General features: G+C 40.6%; 16 protein-coding genes and 2 other RNA genes. 3 read left to right on the top strand and 15 right to left on the bottom strand.

Annotation, left to right across the window (positions count from 1 at the left end; translation table 11 throughout):
• Positions 1-122: 122 nt before the first annotated feature.
• An RNA gene (gene ffs / locus JMX92_RS01270) (signal recognition particle sRNA small type) lies at positions 123-219 on the top strand.
• A gap of 247 nt (positions 220-466) precedes the next feature.
• Positions 467-1,648: a CinA family nicotinamide mononucleotide deamidase-related protein gene (locus JMX92_RS01265; protein WP_201543436.1), complete on the top strand. Its 1,182-nt coding sequence runs from the start codon at positions 467-469 to the stop codon at positions 1,646-1,648.
• Positions 1,649-1,853: 205 nt separating this feature from the next.
• Here the strand turns inward: JMX92_RS01265 and JMX92_RS01260 are convergent, their stop codons facing one another.
• The 15 genes from JMX92_RS01260 to rpsF form a co-directional block, all read right to left on the bottom strand.
• Complete coding sequence (locus JMX92_RS01260; RefSeq protein WP_110816765.1) at positions 1,854-2,045, bottom strand: excalibur calcium-binding domain-containing protein; 192 nt, start codon at positions 2,043-2,045, stop codon at positions 1,854-1,856.
• A 613-nt stretch (positions 2,046-2,658) separates the two neighbouring features.
• Positions 2,659-2,862, bottom strand: coding sequence for a hypothetical protein (locus tag JMX92_RS01255; RefSeq protein WP_201543434.1), 204 nt, complete (start codon positions 2,860-2,862; stop codon positions 2,659-2,661).
• On the bottom strand, positions 2,862-3,101 hold the full coding sequence (locus JMX92_RS01250) for a hypothetical protein (protein ID WP_201543432.1): 240 nt from the start codon (positions 3,099-3,101) through the stop codon (positions 2,862-2,864). The genes JMX92_RS01255 and JMX92_RS01250 overlap by 1 nt, the downstream gene beginning before the upstream one ends.
• 639 nt (positions 3,102-3,740) lie before the next feature.
• Positions 3,741-6,011, bottom strand: coding sequence for a YfjI family protein (locus JMX92_RS01245; protein ID WP_201543430.1), 2,271 nt, complete (start codon positions 6,009-6,011; stop codon positions 3,741-3,743).
• Positions 6,004-6,210: a hypothetical protein gene (locus JMX92_RS01240; RefSeq protein ID WP_007394786.1), complete on the bottom strand. Its 207-nt coding sequence runs from the start codon at positions 6,208-6,210 to the stop codon at positions 6,004-6,006. The genes JMX92_RS01245 and JMX92_RS01240 overlap by 8 nt, the downstream gene beginning before the upstream one ends.
• A complete protein-coding gene (locus JMX92_RS01235; protein WP_201543428.1) occupies positions 6,207-6,413 on the bottom strand; it encodes a hypothetical protein in 207 nt (68 codons plus the stop codon). The genes JMX92_RS01240 and JMX92_RS01235 overlap by 4 nt, the downstream gene beginning before the upstream one ends.
• Before the next feature lie 100 nt (positions 6,414-6,513).
• Positions 6,514-6,822, bottom strand: coding sequence for a hypothetical protein (locus JMX92_RS01230; protein ID WP_201543426.1), 309 nt, complete (start codon positions 6,820-6,822; stop codon positions 6,514-6,516).
• Positions 6,823-6,824: 2 nt separating this feature from the next.
• Positions 6,825-7,124, bottom strand: a complete 300-nt coding sequence (locus JMX92_RS01225) for a helix-turn-helix transcriptional regulator (protein ID WP_201543424.1) — start codon at positions 7,122-7,124, stop codon at positions 6,825-6,827.
• 168 nt (positions 7,125-7,292) lie between these two features.
• Positions 7,293-7,988 (bottom strand): hypothetical protein, encoded by a 696-nt coding sequence (locus JMX92_RS01220; protein WP_201543422.1) that lies wholly within the window; start codon positions 7,986-7,988, stop codon positions 7,293-7,295.
• A 122-nt stretch (positions 7,989-8,110) separates the two neighbouring features.
• Entirely contained in the window at positions 8,111-8,401 is a 291-nt protein-coding gene (locus JMX92_RS01215; protein ID WP_201543420.1) for a hypothetical protein, read from the bottom strand.
• 108 nt (positions 8,402-8,509) lie between these two features.
• A complete protein-coding gene (locus tag JMX92_RS01210) occupies positions 8,510-9,748 on the bottom strand; it encodes a tyrosine-type recombinase/integrase (protein WP_201543418.1) in 1,239 nt (412 codons plus the stop codon).
• A 165-nt stretch (positions 9,749-9,913) separates the two neighbouring features.
• Positions 9,914-10,271, bottom strand: a transfer-messenger RNA (tmRNA) gene (gene ssrA / locus JMX92_RS01205).
• 220 nt (positions 10,272-10,491) lie between these two features.
• Entirely contained in the window at positions 10,492-10,986 is a 495-nt protein-coding gene (rplI, locus tag JMX92_RS01200) for a 50S ribosomal protein L9 (RefSeq protein WP_011960860.1), read from the bottom strand.
• A gap of 19 nt (positions 10,987-11,005) precedes the next feature.
• On the bottom strand, positions 11,006-11,233 hold the full coding sequence (gene rpsR, locus JMX92_RS01195; RefSeq protein WP_007395263.1) for a 30S ribosomal protein S18: 228 nt from the start codon (positions 11,231-11,233) through the stop codon (positions 11,006-11,008).
• Between the two features lie 26 nt (positions 11,234-11,259).
• Positions 11,260-11,664 (bottom strand): 30S ribosomal protein S6, encoded by a 405-nt coding sequence (rpsF, locus tag JMX92_RS01190; RefSeq protein ID WP_011960859.1) that lies wholly within the window; start codon positions 11,662-11,664, stop codon positions 11,260-11,262.
• A gap of 349 nt (positions 11,665-12,013) precedes the next feature.
• Between rpsF and JMX92_RS01185 the strand changes: the two genes are divergently transcribed.
• Positions 12,014-12,724, top strand: a complete 711-nt coding sequence (locus JMX92_RS01185; RefSeq protein WP_201543416.1) for an NAD(P)H-binding protein — start codon at positions 12,014-12,016, stop codon at positions 12,722-12,724.
• Positions 12,725-12,807: the final 83 nt, after the last annotated feature.

Below are 12,807 nucleotides of genomic sequence, written 5' to 3'. Positions count from 1 at the left end.
AGATTTCAAATGACAATCTCTTGGGCGAACAATCTGTATTAACAGCAAAGTTTGCTGCGCATAAATTTGTGAATCTACTTGAAAATATTGAAAGTTTAGGTATAATACGTGCTTGGTGGCTCCATTGGTAGCCTCGCAACTTTGTACTACGAACCCCGCCAGGACCGGAAGGTAGCAACGGTAGTAGATACAGGGTGTGCCGAGGATGTGCTAGTGGGGCCATCTTTTTTTTGTTCAAAATTTGATAAAGCTTACCAATATTACTAATTGCTTTATACCATAAGGCCTGACACGGTGACGTGTCAGGCTTTTTTTGTATTTTTTATACCGTTTTAGACAAGTGCTCGGGTTTCTTATGCAGTAAGGTAGGCCATAAAAAGCAACCAAGTTTTTCACCCTTGCACGTTATAATACCAACAACAGCTTATGGCGCTCCATTCAACTAAAAATTATAAGGATATCTTTTATGAAAGCAGAAATTATTGCAGTAGGCACAGAGATATTACTTGGCCAAATAGTCAATACCAATGCTCAGCATATGGCTGAAGTACTGGCCGATTTAGGTGTCGATGTATATTTTCAAGGGGTCGTAGGCGATAATATGGCGCGGATCCAAGAGGCGCTAAAAATTGCCAGTGAGCGCTCAGACTTAGTGGTATGCTGCGGTGGTCTAGGTCCCACAGAAGATGATTTAACCAAAGATGCCGTGGCTGAATTTACTGGTGCTAAGCTTGTGATAGATAAAGAGGCTGAAGCAAAAATCATGCAGCTGTTCAAAGACGGCAGTGAGTCGCTCATCACCGCTAATAAAAGACAGGCCAATACCATTGAGGGTAGTCATTTATTAAAAAATGAAGTGGGTCTGGCCGTGGGTTTTGTGCATCAGTACAACGCAACCTATTATGCAGTGATACCAGGGCCACCTCGAGAGATGGCGTATATGTTTGAGCATGAGCTGAAGCCATGGCTCGATCAGTTACTGGGTGAGCGCCGTAAACTGTATTCAAAGTACTTGAAATTTGGCGGTATCGGCGAGTCGGCTGTAGAGGATAGACTCAAGGACTTAATTAGTAGCCAAGGCAAAGTGTCTTTGGCGCCTTATGCGGGCATTGGTGAGATAACCGTGCGTTTGAGTGTGAAGGCTAATAGTGCAGAGGAGGCTGAGCATGACTTTGCGCCTACCGTGCAACGTATAAAACAGCGCTTAGCTGAGCACTTATATAGTGAGCAAAATGAAAGCTTAGAGCAGACATTAAGCCGTCATAACCTCAAAGATTTTGGTGTTTTGGAGGTGAATACCAATGCTTATCTGAGTCATAGGCTACTTAGCTGCGATGATGAGCATGATAATGTGACACTAAGTGTGACCAAGTTTGCTGCACCGCCGTTAACTGAGCATATGGTAAATGAGCAGTTCATGCAGTTTATTGAGGATAATCAGCTGGCTAAAGCCATCGGTTTATTCCACTGCCATGACTTGCCTGCCACGCAAGTTGCCTCAGGTAGAAGTGCTAAGAGGTTTTATATCGCTTTGTGCATTGATGGCAACATATCTATTATTGAACGTGAGCTTATTGGGGACAGACAAGCGGTACATATTAGAGCCGCGAAAACGGCCATATATCTGTTTTTAAAGCACTGGCTATAAATAACTATTATTAAATTAAAATGGCTTGTTTAAATAGTCAGGCAATACCAACCGTGGGTTTTTATACCAACATTTATTTTTGAAATTGGCTTACCTTAAATAGGCTCAAAAAAAGCTTGTCACAAATTGGTGGCAAGCTTTTTTTTGGGTGCAGATTAATGAGACCACATTTATTGTGATAAGCGGGGTTAGCAAGACAACTTTGTTATTTTAAAGCTTCACAAGCAATGCCATCTTTATCGCGATCCAAGGATTGATAGCCGGGCTTTTTGGCATCAAAATAAGCCTGTGCTTCTCTTTGCGATTTGAAGTCAGAACACTTAACCCGAGCGGCTTGAGCAGGAAGACTGCTGGCAATCAAAACCAGCGAAATAGTGGTCAATAACAATTTTTTCATGATGATCTCCTCATGATAAGAGTAGGTATCTATGTCTATGAGCTCAGTCTGTGAGCTCATTTTATCAAAGATAAAAAAATAGGGCATTACTGGTAAGTTATAACCCTATTCCTAAAATGGATATATAAGCTTTAGGCATAAAAAAACTTGCCACAATGAATGTGACAAGCTTTTTTAGTGTTTGGTGGAGATGGCGGAAACTAAACTAAGCTTGTAAGATATTGATTTATAAGGGTTTAATGAATTTAAAAAACCACAATACCAACAATAATACCAACAATAGATTTTTTTACCTCGATAAATAATACCTTACTCATAGCTTTAAATAAAATTGTTACGGTTTGTAATTTAACCTTATTCACTGCTCAGCTTTGAGTAATGAGATATCCCCACCGATGGGGACAAGTCCAATCTTGGTCTTATCTAAAATCTAAGCAAGATCATACCTCAGTCAGTGACCATCTGTGGCTAAAATGGTGATGGTTAGAATGAGGCATATAATATCTCAGTCACTAAAATAGTGATGCTGGTATAACTGTTTTGGTTATCCCTGCATTTGAAATGCCACCCTCTGTGGTGATTATCTCCACTCAGTCCCTACGATGTCCGAAAATTAACTCACTCTTATATCATCTGGTGACACGCCTACAATGTTAAACACTGGTGGCAAATGTGACTGTGGTGCTATGGTTTGATTATCTAGGCCCAGCAACTTAGCTTTGCTCATTGTTGCACTTATCATCGCTGTTGGATTGCCGTTCTCCTTTGCGACTTCTCGAGCTTCGTTTAACTCTGTTATCAGGTCGTCAACTGTCATTAGTATTCCTCATCTAATTGATCACTGATTGCCTTAACTGCCTCTGGTGATAAAGGTGCTATCAGTTCAATTGTGGTGGGCTTGTCTGTTGCTGTTGTGGTACTTGAGTCTAATCCCAGTAACTTAGCTTGGCTCATAACGCTATTAATTAGGCCGTTTACGTTCTCATGCTTTATCGCTATTTCTTTTGCTAGCTGTAAATCTTGGATAAGGTCATCTAGTGTTGGTAAGTACGCCATTATATTAATCTCTCTATTATCTGTTGGCTCAGCTCATCATGCTCAGCAATAAGTTTCTGATATGTCTTATGGTGCATATAACGAGGCCTCTCACCTTTACCGTTTGCAATGCCTTGAGGCCAGCCTAAACGCTCTCTAATGACTGCTACACGCTTAAATAAGCGGTCAATGGGTTGCTGTAGCTGTATCGAGTAGTTAGCTCCTATGCAATGCCTGCACTGGTAGGATTGATTGAAGTATAAGACTCCTACACGCCTGCCACACTTAGGGCACTGCCACCAATAGCGACTACCTCCATAATTGCATGATGTCGCTGTCACTGTGATTTGCTCACCATTCACTATAAAAGCACCTGCCTTGCTCAGTTGGTGAGTGACTGAGTTAATCGGTAACTTTGGATAGTTCTCAAGGCTTTTTACTGTAGCGAGCTTTGGCATGGTTATCTAAATCATTAGTAATTTTTGTTATATTATAACAATAATAGGTATGATTGCTTATTTTTTAAATAATTTAACCTTAAAATTTCTCAATATGCTCAGATATAGTACTGACAAAACTGACAAAACCTATTAACAGGCACAAAAAAGGGCACTATTTTTGAATAATGCCCCAATTCACAACTGACAAAACTGACAAAACCTAACCAATCTCACTCAATCTAGGGTTAATGTAATAACGCTCAGTAGGCCTACCTCCTTGGCCAGTGCTCTCTACTGTTTCCCATCTTAGCCAATCATGCTCAGTAAGCACCTCTAAAGCGTTGAGTACGTCATCAGCATCAGTTAAACCTTTCCACCCTTTGCGGATAAGCTGGCGAGCTGTAAAGCCATGCTCAAGCCAGTCAGTTTTGTCGGTTTTGTCAGTGCCTCTTTTAGCTATCCTCAAGATTTTATCAGCTAAATAGTTGGCCTTGATGTTTGCACTGTCTGTAACTGCACTATAAACCCTCATCATGTGCGACTCTAGTACCTCACACCACTTAAGCGAGGCCTGTAACGCTGTTAAGCTCACTGAGCCTAAGTTACCGCCATATTCGATACAATCCACTAAATGAAAGATTAAAGCCAATGATGGTACTGTTTTAGCGTACTTAATAAGATGCTCTGCAATGATACTATGCTCAGCCTCATTTGCTCGAGCCTTGAGGTCATCATACCAATTCATAAAAACAGGGTAAGCCTCATCACTAAAGCGGTAATATGGCCGTTTGTGGTACTCATCAATAGGGCTTGCACCATATCGCATAAAATCACCCAACTGCATATTATCGATTGTTTCAAACAAGCTATACACTGCATCACGACTGGCTTTGTCAGGTGCTAAATCTCTCTCTTTACTGTTGGCTAGTGGGTCAGGGTAAACAATAAGCTGAAAGCGTTGAATAAGCCCATCATTACCTAATCCTTTGACTGTCTTACCTAGGTAGAACTCAAGCTTATCAGGTTGTATGCCACCAATAACAGATAAGCAATGAGTATCAATAAATATTGAGCCTCTGCCTATTCTGTCAACTTGAAAGCTACCAAGGCCATTAAAGCCCTCAAGATAGAATGATCTAGCTTGTAAGTTGCTCTCATTGTCTAATGATGCCAGTAAGCCAGTCAGCTCATCACGCTTAACCAACATACCGTTTTTATGCTTACTCTCAAGCTCTCCAATGCTCTCTACTGTACCATCATCAGTAATATAACGCTTCATTTCAGGGATAAGCTCATCATTCTGCTTAGCCTGTGCAAGTTCCTGAGCCTTAGCCTTTAGTGCTTCATGGTTTGCCTCACTGTCATCATCGTCATCTTGGCCTGCCAGTTTCTTGGCTAAATCACCTAACTGCTTCTCAGTAGCTTTGGCCATGTGTTTATTAAGCTCTTTTTGAGCCTCATACTCAAGCTTGTCAGTGTTGTACTTCTCCTTAGATAAAGCGACAAGGTGTGTTACTGGCTTTAATCCCTCGCTTAATGATGGTGATTTTTTGCTTGATGGGTTGCCAACAATAGCACCAAAAAAGTTTGGCGATATTTCCCAATTATCATATCTCTTAGGGTAGATAGTCAGCTTTGTACCAATCACACTACCTAGGCTCACCATCAGTGGCATCAAAACATACTCAATCGGTACACTTAAACGCTCTGCACTGTTTGAGGCATAATCCCATAGAAGGGTAGGCATCATATCTTTATTAAAGGTTTTAACCTGTGGTAGTGTTTTGCTCACCTCGCTTGGCTTTGCCCAGCCTAAGTGCTTAAGATTAAGAGTATCAGCCTCATTCAGTAAACTGATCAAGGTATCATCATAATTTAATAAGCTATCAATAGGTATGCTGGTAGTAACTAGCTCAACATCATGGCCTTTAAGCGACTTAATAAGGTTGGTCTTATTTTCGAGCGTGGTATTAATTTTAATGGTACTGGCTTTGGCAAAATGTTTAACCATGCTATCAAACTGCCAATGGTGCAAGCTCACTAAAACAGTATCCTGCCTGCCATTAGTTGAGTTAAGCTCAAAGTATAGCTTTTTGCCATCTTCTAAGCTTGTTACCGCCCACTTATCACCATTAGCATTATAGTTACCGATAACAAAAGCATAAGGCTGGCTTGAGTCAGTCAGTAAAGGTGGTTTGCTGTCATCAATAACGCTTGCAATGCTAACAGGTTGGCCTTGGTTGTCAGTTAATACGAGGCCTAAAGTGTTGGCAGTTGGCAGATATTCGCCTCCTATGCTAATATCACTATCAAGGTATAAAAGCTTGTGGCTCAGTCCTAATGGCTCACCTAAGCCATGCTCAAGGTCATACAAGTCTTTTAATACTTGGCTTTGCTTTATATCTTCTAATGTAGCTGGTCTGAACTCTGTTAATTTTGACAATAAACCTGTGCTTACTGCATGGGTTTTTTGTTGCTCTGAGTTAATCATCTTCACCTCCACCAATAGGCTCATCTAAATCAGTGAGATATGCTTCTTGGATAGTTACCTCAAGCTTAGGGTTAACCGCTTGAATAAACACTTGCACCGCCTCAGCCGTCCAATAATCCATCACAAAGTCAAAACAGTCAGGAATAACTATTTCACCATTAACCTCTATGACGTAAAAATCATTTGGATTTATTCTCATTGCTTACCCTCCTTTTTAAACCATCTCTTTTTATATGCTTTTTTCTTTTGCTCAGCCTGTTTGCTGTGCTTAGATTTGGCATAAGCTAATTGAGCACTCATAAAGGTAGGGATAGGCTCATCAGTGGCTTGCTGTTGAAGTGGTACATCTTGATCGAGGTACTGAGCTAATTGCTGATTAGTTATTAACTTATCTTTACTCATAGCACCCCCATAGCAGTTAACATATTCACCACTTCTAAGGTCGTAAAGACTAAGATGATAAGTGAGGCGACTATATAGATTAAGTTTTTAATAATGCTCATTACTTCACCTCCACAGTGCCAAACTTGCTTTGCTCTAATGGCTCATTAAGTCGCTGTAATAGGTCATATTGAGCCTGTGAGGTGTGTGTCACTGTTTCATAAGCAAAACGTGCCATAGCTTGATATTGATGCTCTGATAGCTGATTATTGCTAATGATGTAAAGCAGGCTAGCAATATCATCTAGTACTTGAATGGCGTTTAAGGCTTCACAACTGGCATCAGATAATAAGACAGACGGTAATAACATTACTTCGTCATCATCTGCGGTTGTTATGTCGATTACTTGGCGGTTTAAGGTTGATTGCATGATTAAGCCTCCACATCAGTTGAGGCAGTGCTAGGCTGTTGAGCCTCAAGCCATGCCAATACATCAGCATTACGCCATGCGACCATAGTTGGTGATAACTTCACACTAGCAGGAAAACGGCCATCATTGCTCCACTCATGCAAGGTGGTACGGCCAAAAGGTAAGAAAGGTAGGATATCTCTAGCTCTGCTCATGCCTTGAGGTGGCAGGTACTTAGCAAACTGGCTTTGTGCTACTTGCTCAATCTGTTCGCTAGTGCTTTGGCTAAAGTTAATTACTTTAGTGTCGGTAGGATTGTTCATTTATATCCACTCCATAAAATCGGTTGATTTAAACCGTAACGGCTCTTAATTGAGTGCTACGGTATGGAATGAATGATATAGGGTGGCTTTGAGGTCAAAAAGAATAGAAGTAGATTAAAAACTCGTTTAGTCGTTCCTCTGACAATTATTTTTTGATTTGTGTCTTAATTAGCTTTTTTTGGCTTCTTTTATGTCGGCTGTTGGAATATTAACCTCAATCTTTAATAACTCATATAAGCCTACAATAAATACAAAAAAATGACCTTCTTCGCCTGAGCCAGTAGGCAAGCCATAGAATTCAAAGATAGGTATTAACCTTTTGATCATATTTATTCTAGCTTGTCGCTCTTGTGATTTTTTGCGTCCTTGCTCTGGTGAGTAAAATCTTAACGCTTTTTCACAAGTAAACTTAAATTCTTCAAGTGCTTTAGTAGGTCGCCTTTTATTGAGGCCACTGGTGTCTATAAACTCATCAACAACTGCACCAGCATAGTTCTTTTGGTAGATGTCTATAACTGCATCAATATGGCGTATCATCTTTTGTAAGTCCTTTTTCACAACTCGCTTGTCTTTGCTTTTCGGCTCTCTTGTGGCCTCAATAAATAAGTGGTTTAACCTGTCAGACGTGCTTAGTGTTTCAACAAACGCATCAGAAGATAGTACGCCTAAAAAATAATCGTTAAAAATATTACATAAATTCTTATACAAATGTGATGGGTCATGTCTTAATAGTGCATCTTGCTTGGCATTATCTTTAATGTACTTAACTGTGTACAAACCAGCATCTTCACTAGCAAGTGAGTACTTTACTCCAGTAACTTCTTCGTATATTTCAAAAAACTCTTGAATAGGGTGTTTATCCATAGCTATCACCTTTACCACACCTTTACTAAATAAGATGCAAGGCGGTGACTGCTTAAAGGTGTAAATGGCAGTCGTTCGGGTAATTACTCCTAGCCTTGCAATGGGGTAGGTCAATAAATCACTTAACCTTTATATTTAACATAGCTTTGAAAGTATCCATTTATTTCCATAGAAATATCATCGTACTCTTTACTAAGTCGCTGTATTTCTTCTAGTGCTAGGCTATAGGAAAACTGGTTAATCATATTCTTATCACCATCTGATTGATAGCTGATAGGTTGGCCGTCCTTAAGGATTGCGAAAGTTGGGGCATAAAGATAGCCATCAAATAAAGCCCCTTCTGGTGGCAGGTTGTCCCAAAAGCTTTTATCTTCAAGTTGCTGGCTGGTTGGTTTGGTGTCGAAGGTCATCATATTTATATCTCCTTTGAGGTTTTGTCAGTTTTGTCAGTTGGTCAACTGAGCACTTTTAAATATTTTTGGCTTAATTTAGGGGTTTTGTCAGTTTTGTCAGTTGTACTTTTAGCCATTCTGTATTTTTTGAGCCTTTGGCATAACTATTAAATTATCAATCTTGCCAGCGTATGCATCATCAACATAGTTAGCCCACTCATGCATCATCTTAGTACGATAGGGCAGGTGTTGAGCACCGTTATAGGCCTTGCTTATCTTATTCTCTCTATCATGTGCCAGTTGTAGCTCAATCGCCTCATGCATATAGCCTTGCTCATGTAAGGTGGTACTAGCTAAACCTCTAAAGCCATGCCCTGTCATTCTGCCTTTATAGCCCAATCTCCATAAGGCAGTAATAAAAGCATTTTGGCTGTATGGCTTGCGAGTTGATGGATTAAAAAAGACGTACTGATCAGAAAAGCCTAAAGCCTTTATCTTTTTAAGTAGCTCAGTGACTTGAGGTGAAAGCGGTACTATATGCAATCTCTTAGCTTTCATCTTATCGGCTGGGATAGTTATAAGTTGGCGTGTAAAGTCGATATCCTGCCATTCAAGATATCTAACTTCATTAGTTCTAAGAAATGTATAGCACATAAACCACAAGCCATATTTAACTAAGATATCACCATCATAGTCCTCAATATCTTGCATAAGCTTTGGCAGTTGCTGGGCAGTTATTCGGCTGTGGTGTGTTGTACGATGGGGTTTAATAGCCTCAGTAAGGTCTGTTGCTGGGTTGTGAGTAGCTAAGCCAGTGCGTATGGCGTGTTTGAATATCTGGCCTACCTCTCTAATAGTACGCCTTGCCATCTCGTTAGCACCTCGAGCCTCTACCGCCTTACCAATAGCTAAGATATCAGGTGGGGTTATCTCATCTATAAGCTTTTGACCAATGGCAGGTTTAATATCACGCTCATAAGCTGAATAGTTACGAGTAAATGTACTTGAGGCTAAGTAAGTCTTACGCTCTGCATACCATGATTGAGCTATGTTATCGAATAACCTTGAGCCATCTTGGCTGGCTTGCTGTTCTTTCTTTTCCTCTTTTGGGTCAATACCATCAGCAATGAGCCTTTTAATCTCAAGGTTACGCTGTCTAGCTTCTTGCAAGCTCATCACTGGGTAAGTGCCAATAGTTAAGGTCTGTTGCTTGCCTTGCCATCTGTAAGCACTGATCCAAGACTTAACGCCTGTATAACGTACCCATATTTGTAGGCCGTTTCCATCGCTGTACTTATCAGGTGCTTTGCTTTGAATTGCTTTATCGGAGGGTGTGAGTTTATTGATAATGGTATGAGTGAGTGCCATAGCTATTAGTCCTTGTGTTGGTATTGTTGGTACTAGATAATCTCAATACCAACAATAATACCAACATTCTATATAGCTTGCTATGGTTCAGAATGTTCACTAAACCCCTCAAACGCCCATTAAAAAAGGCCTACCGAATGTTACGGTAAGCCTTGATTAAGAAAATGGTGGAGATGGCGGGAGTTGAACCCGCGTCCGCCAGCACTACGCTCATGAATCTACATGTTTAGGGTCTGTCTTTGGCTTTAACCCGCACCGAACCGACAGTCAGGTTGGATAGGGCGATCCTTTAAGTTTGAACCTAAATGATTAAGGCAATCATTTAAGCGAACCCATATGCGTGCGCTTCAACTCGTCTAACCCACTATGGGTAAAGGGCAGAGGAGTAAGCAGGGTTTAAGCTGCTAGAGCGTAAGTTTCGTCGTTTGCGACTATAACAATATATGTTTGATTAACGAGAGGACATATACTCTCGACATGCATCATTGAGTTTCATCACCAGCGTCGAAGCCAGAACATCCCCAATTGAACGAGTAATTATATAGACATTTTTCATCGAGCACAAGCCAAGTAAGCCGGCTCTTACATTAGGTAACATATTAATATAGATAACTAATTTTACCAAACCGCTTACCCATAAAAAAAGACAGCCTAAGCTGTCTTTTTTTGATCTCTACAACCAAAAGCGGTAGATAACTATCAAAGTAAGAAATAGGTGAGGGCGCTTGGCTCTCGGCTATAAATTACTCTGCGTCTTCTTCAGCTTCTTGTTGTGCTGCTTCTACATCACCATCTTCAGAAAGAATAGTAACTAGGATGCTAGCAAAGATATCGTGGTGTAGTTGGATGTCAACGTTGTATTCACCCACTTGACGTAAAGTACCTTCAGGTAGCTTAACTTCAGCGCGATCCACTTCAAGACCAGATTTGGTAAGGGCATCAGCGATATCGCGAGTACCGATTGAACCAAATAGTTTACCATCTTCACCAGATTTAGCGCGCATGATAACGTTAACGTCAGTTAAAGCTTCAGCACGTTTGTTAGCAGCTGCTAACTCTTCAGCTTCAATTGCTTCAAGCTCAGCACGACGTGCTTCGAACTTCTCAACGTTAGCTGGTGTGGCAGGTAGAGCTTTACCTTGTGGGATAAGATAGTTACGACCGTAACCTGATTTTACATCCACAGTTTCGCCAAGTTTACCAAGGTTGACGATACGCTGTAATAAAATAACTTGCATGAGTCACTCCTAAGTTGGCTTACTGATGATTGTCAGTGTATGGTAGCAATGCTAAGTAACGAGCTTGTTTGATAGCAGTGGCTAATTGACGCTGATATTTGTTAGACGTACCAGTGATACGGCTAGGAACAATTTTACCATTGTCACTGATGTATTGTTTTAGTAGCTCAACATCTTTATAGTCGATGTGAGTAATACCTTCAGCGGTAAAACGGCAAAATTTGCGACGGCGATAAAAACGTGCCATGGATCTTCTCCTTAAATGAGCTTAAATTATTCGTCAGAATCGTCGTTAGACTCATCATCCTGATCGTTGTCAAAGTTTTCGCTACGTGGAGCTTTACGGGCACGCTTCTCATCAGCACTTTTTGCTAATTGTGAAGGTTCAGTAATAGCGTCGTCACGACGAACAACTAAGCTACGGATGATAGCGTCGTTGTAACGGAATAGCTCTTCAAGCTCTTCTAGAGTTGCACCATCACACTCGATGTTGAATAAAACATAGTGTGCTTTATGGATTTTGTTAATTGGGTAAGCCAATTGACGACGGCCCCAATCTTCAAGACGATGAACCATACCATTGTTGTCTTGAACTAATTTGATATATCGCTCAACCATTCCGACTACTTGGTCGCTTTGGTCAGGGTGTACGATAAGCACCACTTCGTAATGTCGCATTTAAGACTCCTTACGGATTAGTAGCCATTGACCCCATGTCAACAGCAAGGAGATTTATAGCAAAGACAGATAATAAAAATAACCATCTACAATAAAATAATTTTTAGGATAAAGGCTGTATAATTAAAGCCCTTTCAAAATTACTTGTTGCTATAAAGCGGCGGATTATAACAGTTATTGGCGATATTAACAAGCTTTGTATCAAATGGTTTCAATCCTCAATAACTGATTGAGCGAAGGGGTAAAAATGTTTAGAGTAGCCTGCTACTATGATTACCTTTGAAAAACTTTATAAAATCAGCAAAAGCTGTGCGCGTTACAAGAAGCGTTATCAAATAGGTACTAAGTTATGAAACGTAAAGCCATAATTATAGGCGCAACTGGACTGGTTGGTAAGCAACTGGTAAACCACCTAAGTTTAATGTATGACAGCTTGATCATCGTGGCCAGAAAGCCACCAAAGCGCATGTCTGCAGAAATGCAGTTTTATCAATTGGGCGATTTTACCAACTTACAAGAAATCATGGCCAGTATCGCCATTGGCTCAGATACAGATGCTTTTACCTGTTTGGGCAGCACCAAAAAACAGGCCGGTGGTGAAGAGGCCTTTAGACGCATTGATTATGAATACAATTTCGAATTTGCCAAAGTGTGCCGCGAAAAAGGAGTGCAGCGCTTCTTTTTATTGTCCGCTCTTGGAGCAGATGTCAAAAGCCGCTTTTTTTATAACCGTGTTAAAGGCGAGCTTGAGCAAGCAGTAAGCGAGCTGGGTTTTAATGAATTGGTCATCTTCCAGCCGTCTTTACTACTTGGCAAACACAAAGGGCGCGTACTTGAAAATGCCGCTCAAAGTATTTATAAGGTATTCTCGCCTTTGGTGCCTAAGACCATGAAGGCTCGTCCTATTGAGGCACAAAGAGTCGCCGCTGCTATGGCGGTAACCGCTCAAAATTTATATGAGCGCCATAGATTTATGGATGCCCAGACAGAGTCGCAAGTACATAAAGTAACCATTATAGACAATAAACAACTGCTTGCGATGACCCAATTAAAGTCTTAAGCTAAACACAAGGCTGTTTTTAGCTTAAAATCAAACTGGCTGATGTCTTAAGCCAAAAAGATGTGCAACCATAATACTATTTG

It is taken from the genome of Psychrobacter sp. H7-1, from assembly GCF_904846585.1.
GTDB lineage: Bacteria > Pseudomonadota > Gammaproteobacteria > Pseudomonadales > Moraxellaceae > Psychrobacter > Psychrobacter raelei.
This window is presented reverse-complemented; position numbering and strand designations above follow the sequence as displayed.